At 44.5% G+C, this 26963-nt stretch carries 21 protein-coding genes; 6 read left to right on the forward strand and 15 right to left on the reverse strand.

Annotated elements, in window-relative coordinates; translation table 11 throughout:
• Positions 1 to 89: 89 nt before the first annotated feature.
• Positions 90 to 1109 carry a quinone-dependent dihydroorotate dehydrogenase gene (locus HYN49_RS09755; protein ID WP_108903937.1) on the forward strand — a complete coding sequence of 340 codons (1020 nt, stop codon included), beginning with the start codon at positions 90 to 92 and terminating at the stop codon, positions 1107 to 1109.
• Here HYN49_RS09755 and HYN49_RS09760 read toward each other — a convergent pair.
• Positions 1095 to 1805 carry a DUF3307 domain-containing protein gene (locus HYN49_RS09760; protein WP_108903938.1) on the reverse strand — a complete coding sequence of 237 codons (711 nt, stop codon included), beginning with the start codon at positions 1803 to 1805 and terminating at the stop codon, positions 1095 to 1097. The two genes, HYN49_RS09755 and HYN49_RS09760, sit on opposite strands and share 15 nt — an antisense overlap.
• Positions 1802 to 2413 carry a hypothetical protein gene (locus HYN49_RS09765; protein WP_108903939.1) on the reverse strand — a complete coding sequence of 204 codons (612 nt, stop codon included), beginning with the start codon at positions 2411 to 2413 and terminating at the stop codon, positions 1802 to 1804. The genes HYN49_RS09760 and HYN49_RS09765 overlap by 4 nt, the downstream gene beginning before the upstream one ends.
• A gap of 202 nt (positions 2414 to 2615) precedes the next feature.
• Between HYN49_RS09765 and HYN49_RS09770 the strand changes: the two genes are divergently transcribed.
• Positions 2616 to 3479, forward strand: a complete 864-nt coding sequence (locus HYN49_RS09770; protein WP_108903940.1) for a hydroxymethylglutaryl-CoA lyase — start codon at positions 2616 to 2618, stop codon at positions 3477 to 3479.
• Here HYN49_RS09770 and HYN49_RS09775 read toward each other — a convergent pair.
• Positions 3476 to 4570, reverse strand: a complete 1095-nt coding sequence (locus HYN49_RS09775) for an MBL fold metallo-hydrolase (protein ID WP_108903941.1) — start codon at positions 4568 to 4570, stop codon at positions 3476 to 3478. The two genes, HYN49_RS09770 and HYN49_RS09775, sit on opposite strands and share 4 nt — an antisense overlap.
• 154 nt (positions 4571 to 4724) lie before the next feature.
• On the opposite strand from HYN49_RS09775, the gene guaB reads away from it, so the two are divergent.
• The gene (gene guaB / locus HYN49_RS09780) at positions 4725 to 6197 is read left to right on the forward strand and encodes an IMP dehydrogenase (RefSeq protein ID WP_108903942.1); all 1473 of its coding nucleotides are present in this window, start codon (positions 4725 to 4727) and stop codon (positions 6195 to 6197) included.
• A 96-nt stretch (positions 6198 to 6293) separates the two neighbouring features.
• On the opposite strand, the gene HYN49_RS09785 is transcribed toward guaB, so the two are convergent.
• The 3 genes from HYN49_RS09785 to HYN49_RS09795 form a co-directional block, all read right to left on the reverse strand.
• Entirely contained in the window at positions 6294 to 8516 is a 2223-nt protein-coding gene (locus HYN49_RS09785; RefSeq protein WP_181368941.1) for a cation:proton antiporter domain-containing protein, read from the reverse strand.
• Positions 8517 to 8541: 25 nt separating this feature from the next.
• The gene (purB, locus tag HYN49_RS09790; RefSeq protein WP_108903944.1) at positions 8542 to 9888 is read right to left on the reverse strand and encodes an adenylosuccinate lyase; all 1347 of its coding nucleotides are present in this window, start codon (positions 9886 to 9888) and stop codon (positions 8542 to 8544) included.
• 192 nt (positions 9889 to 10080) lie between these two features.
• Positions 10081 to 10770, reverse strand: coding sequence for an SIR2 family NAD-dependent protein deacylase (locus tag HYN49_RS09795; protein WP_108903945.1), 690 nt, complete (start codon positions 10768 to 10770; stop codon positions 10081 to 10083).
• A 65-nt stretch (positions 10771 to 10835) separates the two neighbouring features.
• Here HYN49_RS09795 and HYN49_RS09800 point away from each other — a divergent pair, with 65 nt between their 5' ends.
• On the forward strand, positions 10836 to 11501 hold the full coding sequence (locus HYN49_RS09800) for a TrmH family RNA methyltransferase (RefSeq protein WP_108903946.1): 666 nt from the start codon (positions 10836 to 10838) through the stop codon (positions 11499 to 11501).
• Positions 11502 to 11526: 25 nt separating this feature from the next.
• Here HYN49_RS09800 and HYN49_RS09805 read toward each other — a convergent pair whose 3' ends face one another.
• The 4 genes from HYN49_RS09805 to HYN49_RS09820 all read right to left on the reverse strand — a co-directional run bounded on the left by HYN49_RS09805 (position 11527) and on the right by HYN49_RS09820 (position 16331).
• Positions 11527 to 12297 (reverse strand): carboxypeptidase-like regulatory domain-containing protein, encoded by a 771-nt coding sequence (locus HYN49_RS09805; protein ID WP_108905025.1) that lies wholly within the window; start codon positions 12295 to 12297, stop codon positions 11527 to 11529.
• Between the two features lie 86 nt (positions 12298 to 12383).
• A complete protein-coding gene (locus tag HYN49_RS09810; RefSeq protein WP_108903947.1) occupies positions 12384 to 14294 on the reverse strand; it encodes a DEAD/DEAH box helicase in 1911 nt (636 codons plus the stop codon).
• Between the two features lie 214 nt (positions 14295 to 14508).
• Positions 14509 to 15747: a YCF48-related protein gene (locus HYN49_RS09815; protein WP_108903948.1), complete on the reverse strand. Its 1239-nt coding sequence runs from the start codon at positions 15745 to 15747 to the stop codon at positions 14509 to 14511.
• Between the two features lie 8 nt (positions 15748 to 15755).
• Positions 15756 to 16331: a non-canonical purine NTP diphosphatase gene (locus tag HYN49_RS09820; RefSeq protein WP_108903949.1), complete on the reverse strand. Its 576-nt coding sequence runs from the start codon at positions 16329 to 16331 to the stop codon at positions 15756 to 15758.
• A 245-nt stretch (positions 16332 to 16576) separates the two neighbouring features.
• On the opposite strand from HYN49_RS09820, the gene HYN49_RS09830 reads away from it, so the two are divergent.
• Positions 16577 to 17734 carry a DUF4861 family protein gene (locus tag HYN49_RS09830; protein WP_181368942.1) on the forward strand — a complete coding sequence of 386 codons (1158 nt, stop codon included), beginning with the start codon at positions 16577 to 16579 and terminating at the stop codon, positions 17732 to 17734.
• 18 nt (positions 17735 to 17752) lie between these two features.
• A complete protein-coding gene (locus HYN49_RS09835) occupies positions 17753 to 18307 on the forward strand; it encodes a GNAT family N-acetyltransferase (RefSeq protein WP_108903952.1) in 555 nt (184 codons plus the stop codon).
• Here HYN49_RS09835 and HYN49_RS09840 read toward each other — a convergent pair.
• From HYN49_RS09840 to recG, 5 genes are all read right to left on the reverse strand, one after another.
• Complete coding sequence (locus HYN49_RS09840) at positions 18299 to 19159, reverse strand: bestrophin family protein (RefSeq protein ID WP_108903953.1); 861 nt, start codon at positions 19157 to 19159, stop codon at positions 18299 to 18301. The genes HYN49_RS09835 and HYN49_RS09840 overlap by 9 nt on opposite strands.
• A gap of 23 nt (positions 19160 to 19182) precedes the next feature.
• Complete coding sequence (locus tag HYN49_RS09845) at positions 19183 to 20514, reverse strand: TolC family protein (protein WP_108903954.1); 1332 nt, start codon at positions 20512 to 20514, stop codon at positions 19183 to 19185.
• Positions 20477 to 23584 (reverse strand): efflux RND transporter permease subunit, encoded by a 3108-nt coding sequence (locus tag HYN49_RS09850; protein WP_108903955.1) that lies wholly within the window; start codon positions 23582 to 23584, stop codon positions 20477 to 20479. The genes HYN49_RS09845 and HYN49_RS09850 overlap by 38 nt, the downstream gene beginning before the upstream one ends.
• 2 nt (positions 23585 to 23586) lie before the next feature.
• The gene (locus HYN49_RS09855; RefSeq protein WP_108903956.1) at positions 23587 to 24651 is read right to left on the reverse strand and encodes an efflux RND transporter periplasmic adaptor subunit; all 1065 of its coding nucleotides are present in this window, start codon (positions 24649 to 24651) and stop codon (positions 23587 to 23589) included.
• A gap of 175 nt (positions 24652 to 24826) precedes the next feature.
• Positions 24827 to 26932: an ATP-dependent DNA helicase RecG gene (recG, locus tag HYN49_RS09860; protein ID WP_108903957.1), complete on the reverse strand. Its 2106-nt coding sequence runs from the start codon at positions 26930 to 26932 to the stop codon at positions 24827 to 24829.
• Between the last annotated feature and the right edge of the window lie 31 nt (positions 26933 to 26963).

A 26963-nucleotide genomic window follows, 5' to 3' on the forward strand; every position in this document is an offset into this window, starting at 1 on the left:
CCGAAAGACAATCGGCCAAACTTTCGGTCTTCCGGACTTTTCTGTCTTTCCCAACTTTTCCCTACTTTTGCGGCAACAACAACACAACCATGTACAAACTCCTCATCCGCCCGATACTTTTTTGGTTTGATCCAGAAAAAGTGCATTATTTCACGTTTTCATTAATCCGCTTTTTGTGTAAGATTCCTGGATTTCCTTCGCTTTTTAAATCGATGTATGAAGTGAAGGATCCACGTCTTGAACGGGAAGTTTTCGGTTTAAAATTCAAAAATCCCGTTGGATTGGCTGCCGGTTTCGACAAGGATGCGAAATTGTATAATGAATTGTCAGATTTCGGTTTCGGGTTTATCGAAATCGGCACGCTCACGCCAAAACCACAGGACGGCAACCCGAAAAAGCGTTTGTTCCGCCTTCGCGAAGATTCGGCCATCATCAACAGGATGGGATTCAATAACGGAGGCGTATCTGCGGCAGCGGAAAGATTATGCAAAAACAAAGGCGTATTGATCGGCGGTAACATCGGCAAAAACAAAAACACGCCAAACGATGAAGCGGTTTCGGATTATGAAACCTGTTTTGAAGCGCTGTACGATCACGTCGATTATTTTGTGGTCAATGTGAGTTCGCCAAACACACCGAATTTACGCGCATTGCAGGATAAGGAACCTTTGACGGCACTTTTAAATACGCTGCAGCAAAAGAATTTAAAAACGACAAAACCCAAACCCATCCTGCTCAAAATCGCCCCGGATCTGACGGACGAACAGCTTCTGGACATTATCGATATTATAAACGAAACCAAAATTGCGGGTGTCATCGCTACGAATACGACCATTTCAAGGGAAGGCCTGCAATCTGGAAATCAATCGGAAACCGGTGGATTGTCGGGAAAACCACTGACGAAAAGAGCGACGGAAGTCATTCGTTTCCTATCTGAGAAAAGCAATAAGTCCTTTCCTATTATTGGGGTCGGCGGTATCCATTCTGCAGAAGATGCTTTGGAAAAAATCGAGGCAGGAGCCAGCCTGGTGCAGCTTTACACCGGATTTATCTATGAAGGCCCTGCTTTGGTAAAATCCATCAATAAGGCGATTTTACGCCATAAGTAACAGGCAGTAATTGACGAGGAATCCTGTGAGCATCGCCAGCCCGAAACTCAGTAAAGTACCGATAAGGACGTATTCGGTGAGTTTTCGTTCCTTTGCCTGCATTAAATCCCCGAACCTGAAAATCGATTTGGCACCGAGTAAAAACCCGACCGCATCGAAATGCCCGGTGATTATGAAACAGAATACGAAAAGCCTTTCCAGTATCCCAATATAGTTCCCGGCGTTTATTAACGAATCAGTATTGTTGCTGCTTTCCGGAGTCCAGATTGAAATGATATTCTTGATGATGATCGATGCAGGTTTCGTCAGTAAAATGACTCCGGTAAAAACCATCCAGAAACGGTCATTGAAAATTGACGGGTCAATCGGATTTCCGGTGTAAATGATTGTAATGACCATTAATGTAGCCACATGCATCAATTGGTCGGCAATGAACCAGCTTCGCTTTGTTTTCGGTTTTTGGAAATGCAGCTTCAGCACGTCGATCAGTCCGTGGCTTGCCGCAAGCATCAGTGCAAACCAGATAAATCGTATTTCGCGGATCATCAGCCAGGCCAGGATTCCGTGCAATAAAATGTGGATCCACAGGTAAATGCTTTTGTGTTTTTTCTGCTCTTTTTCGACCACCCAGGAAGTCGGCTGCAATATAAAATCCCCGATTAAATGCGCCAATAGTAGCTTTACGAATAAAATCATAGTATTGCCTTTTTGAGTTTTTGCCTGTAAAACTGATCAATATCCATAACCAGGTCGAATTGCGAACGGGTTTGTCTCCGGCTCACAGCTGCCTGTTTGATGCCCAATTGCAATCCCAGTTCTTCTTGTGAATATCCGGGATTTTTCATGGCGGTAAGTGCGAACTCCGCCGATTGTGGCAACCAGTTTTGCATTAAGGAGGTTCCAAGCCTCAGCATTAAATTCATTTCTGTATCAAAACCGGTATCGCCTGTGTTAATGGCCAAGGTCAGTTTTTGCTTTTTCAGCATTTCAAAAAGTTCCCCTGAACGTATAAAAGCAGAACCGTTGCTTTCGGATATTTTTTTTCCGCTGAATGTCTTTTCCCCGATTCCGATACTGATGCGTGCATCAAGCCTGATGGTTTTGAGCCAGGTCTTTATTTCCAACGCAACGAATAGCGCCTCCTCAGGATTTTGAACCTCAAGCTGGAATTCATCGCCGCGGAAAATTTCCCAATCCGTTGGCGTTTTGCCTTTTGAAAGCAGCAATTCCTTAAGGCCTTCAACCCATGAATTGGAGTCGGAGTTCCGGGAATTGATGATGTCACCTGTGATGATTGCGGTCATAATTTCAAATGTAAAGTTTGAGATTTATAAATTATAACCAAATTACGTAATATTTTTAGTTATAACCGAATTTAATCATATTTTTAAATATGACTTAATTACGTAATAATTTTTATTATTACCGAATATAATCATATTCTGTATTTTTATTTTAAGGAAAACGATTTCGTACAATCCAATACTTTCTTATATTTGGCTTCCAATGGAGCCAATAAAAATTATAGAATGTCCACGCGATGCCATGCAGGGAATCAAGCCGTTTATCCCGACGGAGCGTAAGGCGTTTTACATACAGTCTTTATTGCGCGTTGGTTTCGATACGATAGATTTTGGCAGTTTCGTATCCCCGAAAGCGATCCCGCAGATGCAGGACACCGCTGAATTGCTTGGAAGGCTGGATTTATCCCAGACTAAAAGCAAACTGCTGGCCATTATTGCCAATACGCAGGGTGCCATCACCGCTTCGGGGTTTAAGGAAATACAATACCTCGGTTTCCCATTTTCGATTTCTGAAAATTTCCAGATGCGAAATACCCACAAAACCATAGCCGAATCGCTGGTTACATTGCAGGAAATACTTGATATCGCCAATAAGACCGATAAAGAAGTCGTGGCATATTTGTCAATGGGTTTCGGGAATCCATACGGAGATCCATGGAATGTGGAAATCGTTGGGGAGTGGACGGAAAAACTTGCCGGAATGGGGGTAAAGATCCTATCGCTTTCAGATACCATCGGAAGTTCGACACCCGAAATCATCGATTACCTGTTTTCAAATTTAATACCGACATACCCGAAAGTGGAATTCGGTGCCCATTTACACACCACACCTGATAAGTGGTTTGAAAAAACGGATGCCGCATACAAAGCCGGCTGCCGCAGGTTTGACGGGGCCATACAGGGATTTGGCGGGTGCCCGATGGCAAAAGACGACCTAACAGGCAACATGCCGACAGAAAAACTGCTTTCTTATTTCACTACGCAAAAGGAAAACACCGGCACAAGCCCGATGAGTTTTGAAAGCGCTTATAATGAAGCGACTAAATTATTCGGGGAATTTCATTAATTCACTTTTTTCCACCATTCCTGGGATGTTTTTGGAGCATCCAAATCCATTTTCTCACCAATCATGGGTGTCAGCAAGGGAAGGTTTGCGGCTTTGGCATCAGCAACGGCAAGCGTGATGGGTTCATCCCAGGCGTGCAATGCGAGTGCAAATTTGGCCCAATGTACCGGAAGAAGTGCTTTTGCCTTCAGGAATTGCGCTGCAGGAACAATTTCACCGGGCATCAGGTGGATGTTTTTCCAGCTTTTATTGTATTGGCCACATTCTAAAATAGCCAGGTCAAAGGGCCCGAAATCTTCACCGATTTTTGAAAAATGCGTGTCATAGCCGCTATCGCCACCAATAAATATTTTGCGCTTCGGTGTTTGCAGCACAAAGGAAGTCCACAATGCCTGGTTCCTTTTAAAAAGCCTCCCTGCAAAATGCCTGCCAGGAACGGTATGTACTGTAAAATCATCCGGTAACACAATCGTTTCGTTCCAGTCCTTTTCTATAATAATTTTCGGGTTGTAGCCCCAATGTTCCAGATGTGCGCCGGTGCCAAGCCCGGTAATGATTGTTTTTATTTTCGGCTTCAGTTTTACCACGGTTTCATGATCAAGATGGTCCCAATGGTCGTGGCTGATGAAAAGGTAATCAATTTCAGGGATGTCTTCAGTATCATATACATCGGCTCCTTTAAAACTGCGTGTCGTGGCCGGAATTGGGGAAGCCGCACCACTAAAAACAGGGTCTACAAGGATTTTCCTGCCTTCAAGCTGCATAAAATAGGAAGAATGCCCGAACCAGATCAAAACGTTTTCATCTGCAGCAAGCGCATGTAAATCGGTCTTTATGGAAGGCAAAATAGTGGTGGGCTTGTTCCTTTTGTCCTTTTCAAAAAGTACTTTTTTGAGTACCTTGAAAAAGGTTTCTCCTTCAGCCAAATCCGGTGTAAAACTTAAATTCTGGAACTTCCCATCGCGATAATTCGGAGATTTTTTGATTTGCCCAAGCCTTTCGCCGGAGGGTAATTTTCCGAATTTCGGATGTTGCAGGAAAAGGTATGCAGCGATAATTACAATGATCAAGAGGGAACCGGAAACCAGCATAAAATTGTTTTTTCAGCAAAATTACGCAAAGAAGAAGCCGCTGTATTTTTTTAACTTAACTTTCTGATATGGGCTCAAATCTTTCAATCTTTAAATTTTTTAATCATTCAATGATTCACTATATTTGCACGCAATTTAACTACAACAAATTGCAATGATCGCACACAACTCCAAGATCATCGGCGAAGGCCTCACTTACGATGATGTCCTGCTGGTCCCGAATTATTCCAACGTACTTCCTCGTGAAGTCAGCATCCAGTCAAAATTTTCAAGGAATATTACACTGAATGTCCCGATCGTTTCCGCAGCAATGGATACGGTTACCGAAAGTGCGATGGCGATTGCTATGGCGCAGGAAGGTGGTATTGGTGTTTTGCATAAAAACATGACCATCGAGCAACAGGCTGCCAAAGTGCGTAAAGTAAAGCGCGCCGAATCCGGAATGATTATCGATCCTGTTACATTGCCGCTTACGTCGAAAGTTTCCGATGCAAAAAATGTCATGAAGGAATTCGGTATCGGCGGTATCCCGATCGTTGATGAACATAAAATCCTGAAAGGGATCGTTACCAACCGCGACCTTCGTTTCGAGAAAAACAATGCGCGCCCGATCGTTGAAGTCATGACCAGCGAAAACCTTGTTACGGTTGCTGAAGGCACTTCATTGCAAGAGGCAGAAGTCATTCTGCAAGGCCATAAAATCGAAAAACTTCCTGTAATCAATGACCAAAACCAATTGGTAGGCCTGATTACGTTTCGTGATATTACAAAACTGACACAAAAACCAATCGCCAATAAGGATGTATACGGTAGGCTTCGCGTAGCTGCGGCAATCGGAGTGACACCAGATGCGGTCAACAGGGCAGAAGCTTTAGTGAATGCCGGTGTCGACGCCATCATCATCGATACCGCGCACGGTCATACCGAAGGTGTAGTCAATGTACTGAAAGAAGTAAAATCAAAGTTCCCGAATATCGATGTCATCGTCGGAAATATTGCCACGCCCGAAGCCGCAAAATATCTGGTAGAAAATGGCGCTGATGGCGTAAAAGTCGGTATCGGACCTGGCTCGATCTGCACCACACGTGTTGTAGCCGGAGTGGGATTCCCGCAGTTTTCAGCTGTCCTAGAGGTCGCCGCTGCAATAAAAGGCACCGGAGTTCCTGTAATTGCCGATGGCGGCATCCGCTATACAGGCGATATTCCCAAAGCCATTGCTGCGGGTGCTGATTCAGTAATGATGGGTTCCTTGCTGGCCGGAACAAAAGAGTCTCCCGGGGAAACCATCATTTTTGAAGGCCGTAAATTCAAATCTTATCGCGGTATGGGCTCCGTCGAAGCCATGCAGGAAGGCTCGAAAGACCGTTATTTTCAGGATGTAGAAGATGATATCAAGAAACTCGTCCCGGAAGGAATTGTAGGCCGCGTGCCGTATAAAGGAGAGCTGAATGAAAGCATGCAGCAATTCATCGGCGGACTCCGCGCAGGGATGGGTTATTGCGGGGCCAAGGACATTCCGACTTTGCAGGAAACCGGCCGTTTTATCCGCATCACATCGAGCGGAATTACAGAAAGCCATCCGCACAATGTGACTATTACCAAGGAAGCACCGAATTATTCGAGATAATTTTTTTCAGGAGCCAATCCCGCTCTCTGCTATATCTTTTTCCTGCTAAAGGCGCAGGAAAAAGGATGCCGCGACGATCGGGGCTAAGGCATTTCGCTAAAGTTTGGCAATCCGCTTCCGGTCACCCACAATCCAAAGGATGTCGTCTTTCTGGAGCACCAATTGCGATTCCGGATTAAAGGTACGTTTGCCTTTTCGCTCAAACCCGACGATAAGTCCGTTTGTCTTTTCACGCAATTGCGATTCGCGGATACTTTTTCCGATGAATTCCTCATGATGGACTTCAATCTGGCGCAATACAATATCAGGTTCTACCGTTTTTTCCGGGGGTGCCACTTCATTTTCGGCCAGATATTTCCTGAAATGCTGCACCTGCTGGTCGGTCCCGATAATACAGATTTCATCAGCGGGGAAGAGCCTTTCTGCCCGCCCCGGAATATTGATCGTAATGTCACCCCGCTTTATAAATGCAATATTGATCCCGATTTCCTCTCGTAGCTGTAACTCTTCCAAAGTTTTCCCAACGATGTTTGATTCTTTTGCAATCTCAAAAATGGCCATATGCCCTTCCCACGGCGTTAAATCACTGCGCGTAAACTTTGCTTTGATGATTTCGCGCGCATTCAGGTTTTTCATGAAATGATTCTCAATGCGGTGGTATTGTGCATTGAGTCTCTTTGGGAAAATAATATATAATGCGACAGCCGATACGAAAGCAATCAGCGCCACTTCAGGCGAGAAGAAATTATTAAGCATAAAACCAATGTAAACCATTGTCAATACAAAGCGCAATAAAATCATCATAATGATCGGGCCACGGTATTTGCGTTCCTGCATCAGTATCAACACCTCGTTGACTTTCACGCGGCGCAATGCCAAAGCCCATAAAAACGGAGCCAATACTATAAGGGTACCCAAAGCCACCAGCGCATGCCCCAATTGGGAATCTTTGGCAAGCGGCAGCACGAACCTGGCAGAAAGTAGGATCCCGGCTACAATGATTACGGAATGTATGATTACCTGCACCATATACGCCCGCAACACAACCTGCCAGTTGCTGACCGATCTTATGGATTGTGCACTGGCACTGTAACGCTCGATTTTCTTAGTCCATTTCCTCGGTAATTTTTTTGAAAGCAATTCTGCAAATGCAGGTGCAGCCCTTACCATAAAAGGTGTTGTAAATGTCGTTACCGCCGAAACGGCAACAACTATCGGGTAAAGAAAATCACTGGTGACATTCAGTGTCATCCCTAAAGTGGCGATGATGAACGAGAATTCCCCGATTTGTGACAAACTCATACCCGTCTGCACCGACTGCTTTAAAGGCTGTCCGGAAAGCAGTGAACCGGCGGTAGAACTTAAGGATTGCCCGATGATCGTTACCAATGTCAGGATCATCACCGGCCCTGCATATTGCATCAGCGTATCGGGATTGATCAACATGCCGACCGATACAAAAAATACGGCACCGAAAAGGTCTTTTACAGGCTTTACCAAATGCTCGATATGTTCAGCCTGAGTAGTTTCTGCAATAACAGAACCCATGATAAAAGCGCCTAAAGCCGGTGAAAATCCAACACCATCGGCCAGAATGACCATCATTAAGCACAAAGCAATCGAAACAATCAGCAGCATTTCATCGCTGAGCAGGCTTTTGGCTTTCTTTAATAATGTAGGAATGAAAAAGATGCCTGATACAAACCAGATGGTTAGGAAGAACAATAGTTTGGCTACTGATTTGACCAGTTCCGTTCCCGAAAACTGCTGACTTACCGCAATTGTCGACAGCAAAACCATCATCAGGATGGCAATAATATCCTGCACGATTAATGCGCCAACGACGTTTCCGGCGAATTTTTGTGCCTTGACCCCCAATTCATCAAAGGTTTTCAGGATAATGGTTGTCGATGAAATGGACAGGATGACGCCCAGGAAAATGCAATCCATCGTTTCCCAGCCCAGGAATTTCCCTGCGCCGTAACCCATGAAAAGCATCGAAACGATTTGTACCGTTGCTGTAACCGATGCTGTTCCGCCGACTTTCATCAACTTTTTAAAGCTGAATTCCAGACCGAGGCTGAACAACAGGAAAATCACGCCAATCTGTGCCCAGACTTCAACGCTTTTAAGGTCTTTAACAGATGGAAAGAAATCAAAATGGTTCCCTGCCAAAAATCCCGCAATCAGGTAACCCAAAACCAGCGGTTGCTTGATTTTCTTAAACAGTATTACCGCAACGCCTGCAGTCATCAATATCAAACCCAGATCGCTGATAAGCGGGTAGAGATGGTTTGAGGTTTCTGCGGTGGCACTCATAAAGGTAATTTTTTAAATCCCCGGGTCAGATGCCGAGGTAGTTTGAAGGACTGATATTCAGCAATTCCTGCTTAATGGCATCACTGACATCCAGGGTTGCGATAAAGTCGTGGATCGCTTTTTTATCGATGGTAGTATTGGTGCGTGTTAGCCCTTTCAAGGCTTCATATGGATTCGGGTACCCTTCACGACGTAAGATCGTCTGGATCGCTTCAGCAACGACTGCCCAGTTTTTTTCGAGGTCTTCTGCGAATTTATCAGCATTCAGCAATAATTTATTCAGGCCTTTCAGCGTCGCTTCAAATCCGATCAATGTATGCCCCATCGGTACGCCTATGTTTCGCAACACCGTACTGTCGGTCAAATCGCGCTGCAATCTTGAAATCGGTAATTTCGCCGATAAATGCTCGAAAATAGCATTGGCAATGCCTAAATTCCCTTCTGAATTTTCAAAATCAATCGGGTTCACTTTATGTGGCATCGCTGACGAACCGATTTCCCCGGCCTTGATTTTCTGCTTAAAATAATCTATTGAAACATAGGTCCATACATCACGGTCCAGGTCAATCAAAATCGTATTGATCCTTTTCAAAGCATCAAAAAATGCGGCAAAATGATCGTAATGCTCAATCTGCGTCGTCGGGAACGAATGCTGTAAACCCAGCGCACCTTCGACAAAATGATTCCCGAAATGCTTCCAGTCAATTTCCGGATAAGCCACGTGATGCGCGTTGAAGTTTCCTGTTGCACCGCCAAATTTCGCCGCAAACGGAATATTGAACAACAAGCGCAACTGCTCCTCAAGCCTTTCTACAAAAACCCCGATTTCCTTTCCGAGTCGGGTAGGGGAAGCCGGCTGCCCGTGCGTGCGTGCCAGCATTGCAATGTCTTTCCATTCAATGCTTAATTCCTTTAATTTATTGATGAGTTCAATCAACAGCTTTAAATACACATCCTGAAAAGCTTCTTTTGTAGAAAGCGGAATTGCGGTATTATTAATGTCCTGCGATGTCAGCCCGAAATGAATAAATTCCTTGTATTTCGCCAGGCCCAATCCGTCAAATTTTTCCTTGATGAAATATTCCACGGCTTTCACGTCGTGATTTGTCGTCTTTTCAGTCTCCTTGATCCAAAGCGCATCTGCGGTGGAAAAATCCTTGTAAATAAGCCTGAGTTTTTCAGCCAGGTTCTGGTCAATGCCGCTCAGTTGCGGCAACGGAATCTCGCAAAGGGCAATAAAATATTCGATTTCTACCAATACGCGGTAACGGATCAAAGCCTCTTCCGAGAAATATTTTGACAGTGAAATGGTCTTGCTGCGGTATCTTCCATCAATCGGTGAAATGGCGTTCAGCGCGGTCAGGTCTTGCATTTTTTGTGTTGTTTTTGCGTTAAAAGCAAATATAACCCTTACGTTTTAAACGCGAAAGGAATCGAAATCAATAAATGTTATTTTTTTGGTAATTTTCAGGAGCTATATCCCGCTCTCCGCTATATCTTTTTCTTTTTTAAGGAAAAAGAAAAAGGATGCCGCTGCGATCGGGGCTAGGGGCACGTACGAAAATTAACGGATCATCTTCGATTTAAAAACCGCCATCCCTTCTGAACCTCCAAGCGCAATAATTTCCAAAGGATTTCTCAGATTCGGAATGTGCGCCGGATTCGGGTCGATATAATATAGCGGAACATGTTGCTGCGTAAAATCGATCAGGCCCGCCGCAGGATATACCTGCAATGAGGTTCCGATAACGATAAAAATATCCGCTTCCATAGCAATCTGCGCGGCTTCTTCCAACGCAGGAACTGCTTCGCCGAACCAGACGATATGTGGGCGCAGCTGGTGTCCGGTACCATCCAGGTCGCCTAAAACCAAATCGTGTTCCCAGTGTAAAATATGATTTTGGTTTCTGGTACTACGCACTTTAAACAATTCGCCATGCAAATGCAATATCTTTGAACTTCCGGCACGTTCATGCAAATTATCGACATTTTGCGTGATGATGTGTACGTCAAAATGATTTTCGAGTTCCGCTAAAATGACATGGCCGTTATTGGGTTCGACTTCATGCAATTGCCGCCTGCGCTGGTTGTAAAAATCAAGTACCAGCTCCGGGTTATTCCTGAAACCTTCGGGCGTGGCAACTTCCATGACATCATGGCCTTCCCACAATCCATTGCTGTCGCGGAATGTTTTGATCCCGCTTTCGGCACTGATTCCGGCACCGCTCAGTACAACAAGTTTTTTCTTTTGCATATCAAATCTAAAGTATGAAATCCTTATAAAACTACGGTTTTTATTATTTTTGGCAAAAAACATTTATGGCCGACATCGATTACCTGAATTACCTCGAAGGTTTCCTGACCGACAACCGCAAGGAAAAATTCCTCAAAGTGCTGGCAAACCGTACCAATCATTTTACGATTGCCATTGAGGATGTTTTCCAGTTGCACAATACCAGCGCTGTCATGCGAAGCTGCGAAGTTTTCGGGATCCAGAATTTGCATGTGATCGAAGAACGATATGGCAAACAGGTTGACAAACAGATTGCGATGGGTGCTCAAAAGTGGGTTGATATCAGCCGTTATGAAAGTATGTCGGAATGTATTGCCAGGATAAAATCGCAGGGTTATAAAATCATTGCCACTACGCCGCATGAAGAGGATTGCCTGATGGATGATTTTGATATCACACCCAAAAGCGCGCTTTTTTTTGGTACGGAAATCAACGGTTTGTCTGAAGAAGTATTAAGCCAGGCAGACGGGTTCCTGAAAATCCCGATGGTAGGCTTTACGGAAAGCCTGAATATTTCTGTTTCGGCAGCAATTATCATTCAGAATATCACGGAAAGGCTCCGGAAATCGGATGTCAACTGGCAGCTTTCGGAAGAAGAATTATTGGAAAAAAGAATTGATTGGTCGCGGAATTCCATAAAGGACATTAAACGGATTGAAGCACGGTATTTTGAAGAGAGATTTGAGAGTTGAGGATTGAGACGGAGAATTATCAATACTATTTTTTCTTCAAGATCTTATACTCCTCGTAACACGCACTGATCGCATCCATGATCTGCAAGTCGTTGGCGGTCTTGATGAATTGCTCTGAGTAATTGCAGCGTGCCATGATTTCCCCGATTTCTTCTTTGCTGACACCAAGCAATACGGCAATCATCTCCCGGTCGAATCGTTCTTCCAAGGCGTTGCGTACGGCATCATCTTTCTTCATTTCCTTTAACCTGCGGAGTTCCGTAGGTTTTTTTCCAAAGAAATTATAAAGCATGTCAGCAGGGTTGAAAATCGATCCAAGCACACGCCCGAAAGCATTCGGGGAATACGCATCGCCAGCTTCATAACCCGCCGGAAGCCCGGAAATACTGTAGCGGTAATTTTCTTTTATAGGAATGAGTTTTGCGTCGATTTCAAGGTAACCCGTAAGATTGTAAGGGCGAACGACGACTTCTTCTAAAGCATATGCTTTCTCAGTCAGATGAATGGTGGTGGTTTTGTTCTTGATCCAGTCGTTGGTTACACGGACTTTAATCGACTTGAATCCGAGAAAGGAGATATGGATCGTATCATTGGCCGTGACGGTAATCTTAAAATTCCCTTTGTCATCTGAAATCGTGCCTTTTACCTTATTGATATTGATGATATTCACATTCGGCATCGGGACCAGTGTATTGTCATTCAGGATGGTACCACTGACAAGCTGTTCCTCCTGTTTTTCCTGTGCGGAAATGACAGTGGAGAAAAGTATAAAAAAGAAAACTGCAAAATATCTCATACCCGTTTTAAGCGGTTTAAAAGTAATAAAACTCTTAAGATATTTTGCAGTCAACATATAAATTATGGCAAAATTAACAAAATGCCTTAGTCCTTGCGCGGACGCTTCGGCCTTGACTGGTCGCTGAAGCTTTCTGAACGCCTTGGTGCCCTTTCCGAAGTGAATTTTCCTTCACGTCTCGGGGTTTCAGAACGGCTGAATTTACTTTCATTGCTTCCGCCTTTGTCAGATGAAAACCTGGAAGGCTTGTCGCTTTTAAATCCGCCACCGAAGCTTTTTCCGCTACGGTCGCCACCGAAACTTCTGCCACCACGGTCTCCGCCAAAGCTCCTTCCGCCGCGGTCTCCGCCGAATCCACCACTTCTTCCGTTGTGGTCCCTGCGTCCGCCGCCGTCGTTTTTAGAAATTTCCACATTGATGCGTCGCCCGCCAAGGGTAACATTGTTCAGGATTTCCATCACTTTGTCGGTATGTTCAGGATCGGTGTTGAAGAAGGAGAATCCTTCTTTTACATCTACCTTGTATACATCGTCGCGTCCAAGATCAAGGGTTTCTTTAAGGAAATCCTTCAATTGCATCCAGTCGAAATCATCCCTTGAACCGATGTTTACGAAATAACGGACCGCGCCGCCATTGCTTTCACGTGGCTCACGCTCTTCGCGTTTCCCTGCAGATTGTGCTGAAAGGTCGCGTGTCTTTTTATAATAATTGATGAATCGGTTGAATTCTACCGACACCATTTTCTTGATCAGCTCTTCTTTGGTAAGCCCTTCCAATACATTATTAATGGCCGGAAGATAATTGTCGATTTCGTGATCAACTTCAGTATCCTTTATTTTATTGGCAAGGTGTAAAAGCTGGATTTCGCAGATTTCAATTCCGGAAGGTATTGTCTTTTCTTCAAATTTCTGCTTGATGATTTTTTCGATGGTAGAAATCTTGCGCAATTCACTTTTGGTAACAATCACAATAGAAGTCCCCAGTTTACCGGCACGCCCAGTCCTTCCCGAACGGTGGTTGTAGGTTTCAATTTCGTCCGGAAGCTGGTAGTTTACCACGTGGGTTACATTATCAACGTCGATTCCTCGTGCTGCAACATCTGTAGCTACAAGCATCTGGATTTGCCTTCCCCGGAATGATTTCATTACAGAATCACGCTGTGCCTGTGACAAATCGCCGTGCAAAGCCGCAGCGTTGTAACCATCTTCAATCAGTTTTTCGGCAACCTGCTGCGTGTCCCTTTTCGTACGGCAGAATACCACTGAAAAGATGTCCGGGTTCGCATCGGCAAGGCGTTTTAAAGCTTCATAACGGTCACGTGCATTTACAAGGTAAAATTCATGCGAAACTGTTGCAGAACCAGAGTTCTTCGTTCCCACAGTGATTTCAATTGGATTCTCCATGAATTTCTTTGCGATGCGCGCCACTTCGGCAGGCATGGTCGCAGAGAAAAGCCAGGTGCTTTTTTCCTCAGGAGTGTCGGATAAGATGGAAACGATGTCTTCATAAAAGCCCATGTTCAGCATCTCATCTGCCTCATCGAGCACGCAATAGTCAATTTGTGTGATATTGACCAACCCGCGGTTGATCATGTCCTGCATCCTTCCCGGAGTCGCCACGATAATCTGCGCGCCGCGCTTGATTTCGCGTGCCTGTTCGGTAATACTTGCACCGCCGTAGATGGCCACGACATTGATTCCTTTTTCGTACTTCGAGTAATTCTTGATCTCGTTTGTGATCTGCAAACAAAGTTCGCGGGTAGGTGATAAGATTAACGCCTGTGTATTTCTGTTGTCAGCGTCGATCTTATGGATCAGCGGAAAGCCAAAAGCTGCGGTTTTCCCTGTCCCTGTCTGGGCTAACGCAACTAAATCGGTGTCTTGTTCCAATAGCATTGGAATCGCTTTTTCCTGCACTTCGGTCGGATTCTCAAATCCCAGATCGATAATCGCACGGTTCAGCGACTCTTTCAATCCTAATTGTTCAAATTTATTCATAAGGTATTTTAAAATATTTTGCAAAAGTAGTGCTAATATTCCGCAATAACTAATGGTCGGTAGTTTATTGTTGATTTATTAATTATTGAAAATCAGCGAGATATATTGTTTTATTGAAGTGAATGTAAAAATTGATTTTTTTAATTGACTGAAAATCGTCTTTGCTAAAGGACTTTCAATTCAAAAGCTTATGGTTAAGAACGTAAATTGTAAATTATTGCACAATGAGTTTTGCTGTTGAGATTCTTTTTTCATTGATAACTTCAACTATATAAAATCCTTGGTTGAGTAACTGTAAATCAAGTGTCAAAGTGTCGTTGCTCCAACTTTTCCCTACAGGAATTTCTCTCCCCATGGCATCAAAAACCCTTACTGTAGCCTGCTCCGGGTTTTCCGATTTAAGTGATACATAGTCGTGGGCGGGATTAGGGAACAATGATATTTGATGGTTTTGGAAAGTATCAACAGCAAGTCCGTCAATAGCAGTATTCAGGATTGTTCCATCATCTCCTACGGCATAACCATGAGTATCAGTAAAAAACAGTCCATACAGTTGTGGTGAAAAGTTCGTGGTTGTCCATGTGAGTCCACCATCAGTAGTTTCCATAATTTTCCCATCATATTCGCCAAAAGTTTCACTTCCTGCGGCATAGCCATTCAATGCATCGGTAAAAAAAATGGATTTCAGATAACCCGGGATACGTGGCAATTGAAACCAGGAAACACCGCCATCAGTGGTCTTTATCAGGTTAATATCATTAATACCCCATGACCTTCCCACTGCATAACCTGTATTAGCATCGGGAAAGCTCATCGAGTTGAAACTGTCAACATAACTATTGTTAAGGTAACTTATTGTCCAGTTAAGACCTCCGTCTGTGGTCATGAGGATAATCTTTTTACCCGCTTCAGCAGGATCTGATGCGCCAGCGATAAATCCGGTATTGGCATCTTTGAAATATATATCATGGCAAACAGTAAAAAGTACAGGCAAGGGAAACTTTGGGAGCAGGTTCCAGTTTTGTCCACCATCTGTGGTTTTGTATAATTTTCCATATGATCCGCCAGCATATCCTGTGTTGGTATCTGTGAAAAATAATGACAAAATATTCGTGCCTAAAGTTGCCCCGAATGTAAAAGTGGTCCATGTATTACCACCATCTGTTGTTTTTAATATAAAGCCGTTACTTCCAATATATCCCGTATCTCCATCAATAAAAAAAACTGTATTGAGAGTTTGCGTTGTGCCGCTTTGTAAAACGATCCAGCTGCTTCCCGCATTAGTGGTTTTGATGATGGTGCCGTTATCGCCCACACAATAACCTGTCATGGCATCGCTGAAAAAGACATCCCTGAGTCTGCTGTCCTGTGGCAGAGGATCTTGTAGTGCCCATTGAGAAAAAGACAATACAGGGCAGAGTAAAAAAATAATCAAGTATGCGTTTATCTTCATGATATTCTTTATTGAGGATTTAAAAAATTAATAAGTTGTTTTACCGCAATACCCCGATGGCTTATAGCTGCTTTTTCCTCCATTGAAAATTCCGCAAGGTTGCGGTCATATCCTTCCGGCTGGAAGACAGGATCATAACCGAAGCCGTTATCACCGCGCATCCCATCGGTAATCTTGCCATTCAGGATGCCTGTAAACAAGTGTTTTTCACCGTTTAAATTCAGCGCGAGTACGGTTTTGAAATGGGCATTGCGGTCTTCTTCCTCCGACAAAGCTTCAAGTAATTTGTGCATATTGTCGACAGCATTTTTTTGTTCGCCGGCATACCGCGCGGAATATACACCCGGAGCGCCATGAAGGGCATCGACTTCCAACCCCGAATCGTCGGCGAAGCAATCGTAGCCGTATTTTCCGGTAATATAATCGGCTTTGAGGATCGCATTGCCTTCAATGGTATCAGCCGTTTCCGGGATTTCTTCAAAACAACCGATGTCTTCAAGACCTAATAATATAATGCTTTTAGGAAGCATGTTGCGGATTTCAGCGATTTTATTTTTATTTGCGGACGCGAAGACAATTTGCATGATGTTTTTATTTCAAAGGTAACGAAAATCATGATTTGGAAGGGATGCTGCGCCAGCGATCGCAGCGGCAGCCCGGAGTCTCGTTTTTTCAACGAGACGAGGACTACAGCGGAGCGCGCGGTCCCATTATTGCAACGCAGGAAGCAATAACGGGAGGCGCCATAAAAATGTTGGCATTTGGCAGTAACAGTGAACAGTTTTACCGAGGATTTCATAGCTTTGCCTAAACAGATGTTATTGAATCCGTGCCAAAATACTTACTCCTTCTTATTTTATTGGGATTTAAAATCCATGCGCAACCGCTGAAAGTCGTCGTCAAAAATCCACTTGGCTTTGACCGGAACGATGTTACGGCCATCTCTCGCGAGCAATTGGAATTTTGGTTAAAAGCCCACGATAAGCGGAATTTCCGCATCAAGATGGAAGGCACTGAGGCATATCTTCCGGTGCAATGGACTGATTATGACCAGGACGGAAAATATGACGCGGTATTGTTCCAGGCGAATGTTCCCGCGAATGCCACAGTGAATTACTATATCGTTCCCGACAGCCTGAAAAGGAAATCCCAGTCGCAACGCGCGGCTTATGCGCAATTTTCTCCCGAACGCGGTGAAGGCCTGGCCTGGGAAAATGACAAAGTGGCGTTTTGCATTTATGGAAAAAGCGGAAAAAAAAGCTCCAATGCGGCAGCTTTTTCAAGTGGTGTGGATCTCTGGTTAAAAAAGGTAGAATATTCGATTATTGAGAATTGGTATGCGAAAAGTAAAAAGCAGCCGGGATATTACCACGAGGACCATGGTGAAGGTTATGATGGTTACGACCTGGGCGACGGGCGTGGTGTGGGGGGAAGCGGACTTTTTGTAAAAGACAGCCTTCATATTCCGGACGGTTTCAGCAGTTATAAGATATGGGAAAACGGGCCATTGCGTGTCACATTCGAAGTGAAATATAAGAGATGGAGCCGGTTTTGGGTGGAAGAAACCAAAATCATTTCGCTCGATATGGGTTCGAATTTTTCAAAATTTGAAGTTTATTTTACGGCCAATACCAAAGCTCCGGATTATTCCGTCGGCATCAGCCTGCATGACAATAAAGGCAAAGCAAGGCTTGAAAAGGAAGTGGGCTGGGCACGATATTGGGAACCTATCGATGATTCTTATCTGGGCGAGGCGATTATCATGGAACCCAAAATCATCGCCGATATGGTGACATACACTGATGCCGAACACGATAGAAATCATTTGTTTGTAGTAACCAAACCACGCGATCAACTCACCTATTATACAGGCTTTTCATGGCTCAAAAGCGGCCAGGTCAAAAATGTCGAAGGCTGGGATATCCTGGTGCAGCAGCAAATACTGAAATTGAATAATCCTCTGGAAGTAAGCGTCCTGGGAAATTAACCTGAAATTTAATTAAGAATGACATTTGATACCATCGATACGCCAAGACTGCAATTGCGGTTGCTGACCCCGGAAGTGTTCCAATATATTTACCAGCATTTCACTGATCCCGAATTGATGGTGTTCCTGGGATTGGATTCCGAAGAAAAACTGGCAGTCGAAAAAGAAAAATTCAGCAAGGGTTTATCGACACACAACAAATCTTTCCGCTACTTTAATATCCTGGAGAAAAACGAAGGCAAAATCATCGGTTGGTGCGGTTTTCATACCTGGTATATGGACCATGCGCGTGCTGAAGTGGGTTACGGACTTTACGATGATGCTTATAAAAAGCAAGGCATAATGACCGAAGCGCTCAATTATGTCATTCAATATGGTTTCGATGAAATGCAATTGCACCGGATCGAGGCACTCACTGCAACTTATAATATCGCTTCTATAAAACTGCTTGAGAATTCAGGCTTTACAACAGAAGGCGTATTGCGCGAACATTACCTTATTGATGGCAAATGGGAAGATTCGGTGGTGTTTTCGCTGTTGAAAAATGAGATTAAAGGATATGAATTAAAGTAGCTCCTCTACGTGTTTTTTAATGTTTTCTGAAATTTTCTTCATCGGCAGGTCATTTTCATCGGTTCCGAATGGATCTTCGATTTCTTCCGCGATCAATTCGAGGCTTGCCAATACATAAAATATGAAAACCACGACCGGAGCAACATAAAACCCGAGATCGAATGAATAGCCGAAAGGCAGCGACATCACATAAAAGAAAATAAATTTTTTGATGAAAGCGCTGTAAGAGTAGGGGATGGGCGTGTTTTTAATCCTTTCGCAGGCACCGCATATATCTGTGAATGACTGCAACTCCGCGTTGATGATGATGAGTTGTTCACCCGATATTTTCCTCTCAGCATACATTTCGTTCGCTTTTCTGAAAAGCAAAGAAGCGACCTGGTTTGGTTTGTGTTTATGGTGCTCCATTTCCGGGATATTGTCAAACAATTCCTGACTGATTTCTTCGTTCGTGAGGTGTTTCTGCAACACCGCGGCATACGTCGGAATCATTTTCCTGAAATAACTTTTATCATGTTCATCGTTGGATATGGCTGCAACCTTAAGCGCAAGGTTCCTGCTGTTGTTTACCAAAGCACCCCACATCTTACGGCCTTCCCACCAGCGGTCATAAGCGGTATTGGTGCGGAATACCAGTAAAAGCGAAATTACGAACCCCAGCATACCATGCATAATGGTGATTTTGCGGATGTAATTTTTTTCGGAAAGATGGAAATATTCGACCTCAAGATAGCCCAGCAATGCAGCATATGCCCCAATCGCAAGCATAATGGGTAGTAATTTCCGGAAAGTATCGGCTTTATGAAAACGGAAGATAAAGGTGAACCATTCTTTGGTATTGTAAGAAATCATGTCGGTTTTTCAGTAAATTTAAACTAAAATTTGAGATTTCCGGCAAGTTCCTTCAGCGCAACTTCTGATAACTTGGCCTGGAACCGGGCATCGCTGCTGCGTGTTTGTGCCGTCACGTAATTAAGCTGCGCGGTACGAAATTCAATAGTAGGGATGGTTCCGATCCTGAACTTTTCCATCGTAATGTCGAGATTTTGCTTTGCGATTTCTTCATTTTTTTGTTCCAGTTCTGCCAATTGCATATTGGTAAGATACGTCTGAAATGCGGAAGCCAATTGTGTTTTGAGGTTTTCCGTCTGTTGCTCGATTAGGATCTGTGAATTTTCGATCTGTAATTTTGCCACTTTCTCATTTCGGTGCTGGTTGAACCCATCGAAAAGATTCATCGTGGCCGTAAAACCATAGGTAAGTCCGCGAGACTGGGTTTGTATGGTAAATCCAAGGCTGGATTCGGTACGCGCAAAATTGTATCCTGTATTAATGCCGATGATGGGATATCGTCCGGCTTTGACCTGCTTCAATTGCAATTCTGCAACGCGCTTATTGATGATTTGCGTTTCGAGCTGCGGATTCTGTTTCTGAGCCAGGTTAATCAGTTCGTCGAGTTGTAAAGTTTTATCAATTTGTATGTCATCTATTACGAAAAAATCGATTTGCGGGTCGCGCGCCATGAGCTGGTTCAGGGCGATTTTGGTATTGGCATACAATTCCTTCTGGCGAAGCAGATTGGTCGTATCGGTATTTAAATCGACCTGCGCATTCAATACCTCCAATTTGGATGCTTTCCCAATAGTGTAACGGTTGTTGGCCAATTCCAATCGCTGCTTCGAAATGACAATAGTCGTGTCCAGTGCGGCTAATTGCTGTTGTTGCTGCGCGATAATATAATACGTAGAAATCACGTCACTGATGCGTGTAAGGATCGCCAGCCTTAATTCGGCTTCCCCGAGTTTCTGCAGTTCCTTCAATTGGTCGTAACGGGCAAACATCCGAAGTCCGTCAAATACGGTCCAGTTTAGCCCGACACCATAATTCAGGCTGTTGTTTTTGGCATTATCCAATTCATTTACCGTACCGTCAGAGCGGGTTTGTTTACTATTCTGGATGCCGTTGTTGTCGACGACATTCGCGGTGACCGTCGGCAACGCACCTGCATTCCCCAATGTGACATTGGTTTTATCTATGCTTAGTTCGTTTGATGCGATGCGGATGTCGTAATTGTTTTCCAATGCCGTTTTCACTGCTTCTTCAACCGTCAAAACTGTTTGTGCTTCAGTTTTTATCCATCCGAAACAGAACAATAGTGCGATCAATAGCTTACTGTTTTTCATGCCTGATTTCTTTTTCATATTCATCAATATGGTCAAATTCCGGATGGTGTTTTTTGGCGCGTGACCACATCAGGTACATCGCCGGGATCACAAATAACGTCAAAACCAATGAAAATATCGTCCCGCCTACGATCACGACACCCATCCCGATGCGGCTTGTCGCTGCAGCACCGAGAGACAAGGCAATCGGTAAGGCACCCAAGGAAATCGCGAGGCTCGTCATCAATATCGGTCGTAACCTGGCTTCGGAAGCTTCCATGATCGCTTCGAGTTTTGGTTTTCCCTGTTCCCGCAATTGGTTTGCGAATTCAACAATCAAAATCCCGTTCTTGGTGACCAATCCGATCAGCATCACTGTTCCGATCTGGCTGAAGATATTCCACGTCTGCCCGAAAAGCCATAATGAAAATAAAGCGCCTGCGACCGCCATCGGTACGGTAAGGATGATAATCAATGGATCGATAAAACTCTCAAATTGTGCCGCAAGTATCAGGAAAATAAGCAATACCGCCAATCCGAATGCTTTGGAGGTATTGGAACTGCTTTCTACGAAATCGCGCGATTCGCCGCCCAAGTCGGTAGTGAAAGTGTCGTCTAAAACTTTAGCCTTAATTTCATCCATCGCTTCAATGCCATCGCTGATGCTTTTGCCCGGGGACAAACCAGCGGAAATGGTAGCAGACAGGTAACGGTTATTATGGTACAACTGCGGCGGGCTGCTTTTTTCTTCCGTTTTTACCACATTGTCCAATTGTATCAGTTGCCCCTTGTTATTTTTGACGGACATGGAAGTCAGGTCTAAAGGCGAGTCCCGGTCCTTTTCATCAAATTGCCCAATCACCTGGTACTGCTTTCCGTTACGCATGAAATAGCCGAAACGTTGACCGCTTAAGGATAATTGCAAGGTTTGCGCGACATCTAAAACTGAAATACCCAAACTTTCCGCTTTTTCACGGTCGATGGTCACATTGATTTCTGGTTTATTGAATTTCAGGTTGACATCAACATTGGAGAAAGTGTCGTTTTGGTTTGCCAGATCCATGAACTGCGGAATTTTTTCACGCAGTTTTTCAAAATTCGGTGCCTGGATGATATATTGTATCGGCATACCACCACGACGGTTTACGGCAATGGTCGGTTGTTCGGAAACGTTGGTTTTGGCCTCGGAATATTTCTTGGTCCATTTCGTAAGATCATCGGCGATTTCCTTCTGGCTGCGTTCCCTTTCGCCAGGTTCCTTCAAGGCGATGCGGATCCTTCCGCTGTTTACCGACGACGAACCGAAACCAGGCGAGGTGATGACGAGGCTGACTTTCTTCTCCGGAATAGAATCGTTGATCAGCTGTGTCAGTTCCTGCATGAAACGGTCGGTGTAATCATAAGTCGCGCCTTCGGGAGCGGTGACATTGACGCCTACGAAACTCCGGTCGTCATAAGGCGCTGTTTCTTTTGGCAATATTTTAAAGAACAGGACGATGATTCCGACGCAGATGATAATGATCGGGAAACTGAGCCATTTCCGTTTCATGAATTTCGAAAGCGATCCGGCGTAACCCTGGTTTAATTTCACAAAATACGGCTCGGTGAGGTTGTAGAATTTCGACTTTTTCTGTTCGCCGCCTTTCATCAGGTAGGCATTCAGCATTGGCGTAAGCGTAAGCGAAACAAATGCGGAAATCAGCACCGCGGCGCCAATCACTACGCCAAATTCACGGAACAACCTTCCCACAAATCCTTCCAGGAAAATGATCGGAAGGAACACTGCTGCCAGCGTGATGGAAATGGAAATGACCGCAAAAAAGATCTCATTTGAGCCCTTAATTGCAGCCTCAATCGGAGACATGCCTTCCTCGACCTTCTTGAAGATATTTTCGGTTACCACGATACCGTCATCCACAACCAATCCTGTGGCCAGTACAATCGCCAGCAATGACAGTACATTTACCGAAAAGCCACACAAATACATAATGAAAAAAGTAGCGATCAGCGACACGGGAATATCGATCAGCGGCCTGAATGCAATCGCCCAATCCCTGAAAAACAAGTAAATGATCAGGATTACTAAAATTAATGCTATGCCCAGGGTCTCCGCTACTTCAACCACCGATTTTTTGATAAAGACGCTGTTGTCGATAGCCACATTGAGTTTCATGTCGCCAGGCAATGTTTTTTTAAGGTTGTCGTATTGCTCGTAAAAGGCGTTGGCAATGTCGATATAATTGGTTCCAGGCTGCGGAATAATCGCAAGTCCGACCATCGGCAGGCCAGATTCCGACATTTTGGTTTCAAGGTTTTCAGGACCTAATTCTGCACGGCCGATATCGCTGAATTTTACGGTCTTTTCGCCTTCCGCTAAAATGACGATGTTATTGAATTGCGCTGCTTCGGATAAATTCCCCATCGTTTTCACCGTGAGTTCAGTATTTGCTCCTGTGAGTTTCCCGGATGGCAGTTCGACATTCTGTTTTTCCAATGCGGTTCGTACATCAGCAACGGTTACACCATAGGAAGTGAGTTTTACAGGATCAACCCAAAGGCGCATCGCGTATTTCTTTTGTCCCCAGATCTGCACGCTGCTCACGCCGGGAATCGTCTGCAATCTCTCAGCAATTACATTTTCGGCATAATCGCTGAGTTCCAGAGCGTCTTTCGTATCGCTTTGAACGGTCATGGTGATGATAGGCTCGGAATCGGCATCGGCTTTGGATACTACCGGAGGAGCATCAATATCCTGCGGAAGGCTACGGACGGCTTGTGACACTTTATCGCGTACATCATTTGCAGCTTCTTCGAGGCTTTTCTCAAGCTTGAATTCTATCGTAATATTGCTGGACCCCTGATTGCTGGAAGAAGTGATATTCCGGATTCCATCGATGGAATTGATGGCTTTTTCGAGCGGTTCGGTAATCTGGGATTCTATAATATCGGCGTTGGCACCGGTGTAATTCGTCCGGACGGAAATCTGTGCCGGATCAATCGACGGGAACTCCCTTACGCCAAGATAGGTGTAACCGATAATTCCAAAAAGCACGATCACGAGATTGATGACAATCGTAAAAACCGGCCTTCGGATGCTTAAGGTAGATAAACTCATGGCTATTGTTTTTTGAGCATTACCTTCACCGGTGCGTCATCTTTTAGCGACATGACTCCGGAAGTAAGGACGGTATCTCCCGCCTTAAGCCCGGAAAGTATGAGTACGTCTTTATCGGTGCGGGTTTCAGTTTCAACCTTGTTTTCTTTGGCTTTGCCGTTCTGGACCGTAAATACTTTTTTGCCATCCTGTACCGGCACGATCGCTTCGGACGGGATTACAATCGCATCGTTGATTTTTTGTAAAGGCAATTCGATATCAGCGAAAGTGCCGGGAAGTAGTTTCCCGTCTTTATTGTCAGCCACAGCGCGGATTTGCAGGGTTCTCGTCGTTACTGAAATCTCAGGTTCGATGGCATAAATTTTTGCAGTATAAGAAGAAGTGGAACCGGCAACCGTAAATGACAATGGAGTGTTCAGCTTCATTTGTCCGGCGTATTTTTCAGGGATGCTGAACGTGATTTTCAATTGGGAAACATTGACAAGTTTTGCCACCAGTACGTCAGGGGTAATGTAGGTGCCGGGCGAAATCGAACGCAATCCTATTTTGCCGGAAAACGGTGCCCTGACCGAAGTTTTCCCAATCTGGGCCCGGATCAATTGCGTTTGTGCCTGGGCTGATTTGAAGTCGGCGCGCGCAATATCATATTCTTCCTGGCTGATGGCTTCCTTTTTTAAAAGCAATCCGGCCCTTCGTTCGTTTTCTGAAGCGAGATTTTCTTTGGTTTCCTGTTGGCGGAGTTGCGCGCGCAGCTCGACATCGTTGACTTTAAAAAGCACCTGTCCTTTGGAAACATTCACCCCTTCCTTAAAATAAATCCCTTCAACAATCCCGGAAACCTCGCTGCGGATTTCAACCTGTTCATCGGCTTCTATCGAGCCGGAAAGTGAAAGATTGTTTTCGAATGTTTGGGGAACGATGACAATACCGCTGACTTTGGCTGTCTTATTTTTTGATTTTGGGTCTTTGGATTTGTCGTTTTCGGATTTATTTTCTTTAATTCTGTAAAAAATCAATGCGCCAAGTCCAACAACGATAAGGGTGTAGACAATGTATTTTATTTTCATGGGTAGCAGTTATGAAACAAATTTAAGCGTTACAATCCTGAATGGGGGAAGCGTTAGATTTTATTTAACAACTGTCAGGTAAGAGTCCGAAAGTCCGGAAGTCAGCAAAGTCCGGAAGAATTGCCATAGGTTACCTAAAACTTTCGGACTTTGCTGACTTTTCGGTCTTTACTGACTAACTAATGTAATTCCAGATCTCCTGCTTTTTTGACATTTCCATAAATACAACCCGCAACACCTGATGCTCAGGCTTGCTCAGTGATGCATCGCCTTTGAGGATTTTTATTGCATAATGCCTGGCTAGTTGAAGGATTTCGCGGTCCCTGACGATATCGGCTATTTGTAAATTCAGCACACCACTTTGCTGCTTGCCCATCAGGTCACCGGGACCTCGTAGCTTCAGGTCGACTTCAGCGATTTCAAAGCCGTCGTTTGTACTGACCATAGTTTCCATACGGGTTTTACTATCGTTACTGAGTTTATGTCCGGTCATCAGTATACAATAGCTTTGTTCCGCACCACGTCCCACACGACCCCGGAGCTGGTGGAGTTGTGACAGCCCGAAACGTTCGGCACTTTCAATGATCATCACGCTGGCGTTTGGGATATTCACGCCCACTTCAATGACCGTTGTTGCTACCATAATGTTGGTTTTGCCTTTGGAAAAACGTTCCATTTCCGAGTCTTTATCGGCGGGTTTCATCTTTCCGTGTACGATGGAAACGGCATATTGCGGCAGCGGAAAATCACGGGAAATGCTTTCGTAACCATCCATCAGGTCCTTGAAATCCATTTTTTCAGATTCCTGGATTAACGGATACACGATGTAAATCTGCCGGCCCTTTGCAATCTCGTCACGGATGAATTTCCAGACTTTCAGACGGTTCGTATCATAACGATGTACGGTTTGTATGGGTTTCCTACCAGGCGGGAGCTCATCGATTACTGAAATATCAAGGTCGCCATATAAACTCATCGCCAGGGTGCGTGGGATCGGCGTGGCGGTCATCACAAGAACGTGAGGCGGGATGTCATTTTTCTTCCACAATTTTGACCGTTGCTCTACGCCGAAACGGTGCTGTTCGTCAATGACTGCGAGGCCTAAATTTTGAAATTTCACCTTGTCTTCCAGCAAGGCATGCGTCCCGATGAGGATGTGCAAGGAACCGTTTTCCAATTCCTCATGGATGATTTTCCGATCTGCAGTTTTGGTTGATCCTGTAAGTATTTTTATATTGATATTTAAATCCTTAGCCAATTCGGTTAAACCCAGGTAATGCTGGTTTGCGAGTATTTCTGTCGGCGCCATCAAACACGCCTGGAAACCGTTGTCCAAAGCCAGAAGCATCGTCATCAATGCTACAATCGTCTTCCCCGAACCCACGTCACCCTGCAGCAAACGGTTCATTTGCGCACTGCCGCCCATGTCGTTTCGGATTTCCTTCAAAACGCGTTTCTGCGCATTGGTCAGGTCAAAAGGCAGGTGCCTGTTGAAGAATTCATTGAAATAAGGACCCACTTTTGTAAAAGGATGTCCTTTGATACGTTGCTTCCGTACGATATTTTTAGTGATAAGCTGCAATTGGATGAAAAAAAGCTCTTCGAATTTTAATCTGAATTCGGCTTTCGCCAAAGCATTGGCGCTTTTGGGGAAATGGATATTGAACAACGCCGAATTTTTCGAGACCAGTTTCAATTCCTCCAAAAGCCAGGCCGGAAGCGTTTCCGTAAAAGTATTGCCCGTTTCCAGGAACAATTGCTGCATCATCTTATTGACCACGCGGTTTGAAATCCCGCGGTTCGCCAGCGTTTCGGTTGACGGGTACACGGGTTGCATCGCAGAGCGTAGATGCTGCTCATGGTCCTTAAGCAATTCCATCTCTGGATGTGGCATGCTGTACAAACCATTGAAAACATTGCATTTGCCGAAAATTACAATCGGGGCATTCAGTTGCAGGCTTTCACGGACCCATTTGATGCCCTGAAACCAGATAAGTTCCATTTCGCCGGTACCATCGGTAAAAGTGGCGACAAGCCTTTGCCCTTTTTTCTGCTCTACTGTTTTAATGTGAACAATCTTCCCGACAATCTGTACTTCCGCAGGATTGTTCCGTAATTCATTTATTTTGTAATAACGCGTCCGGTCGATGTAACGGTTTGGGTAAAAGTTAACCAGATCTGCATATGTATGGATGCCCAATTCCTTTCGCAGCAGATTACCACGTTGCGGCCCCACGCCTTTAAGGTATTCAATCGGGGTTTGTAATAAGTTGCCTGACATGGAACGAAGATACTTTTTAATTGGGAATCAC

This window comes from Flavobacterium pallidum (assembly GCF_003097535.1).
Taxonomy (GTDB): domain Bacteria; phylum Bacteroidota; class Bacteroidia; order Flavobacteriales; family Flavobacteriaceae; genus Flavobacterium; species Flavobacterium pallidum.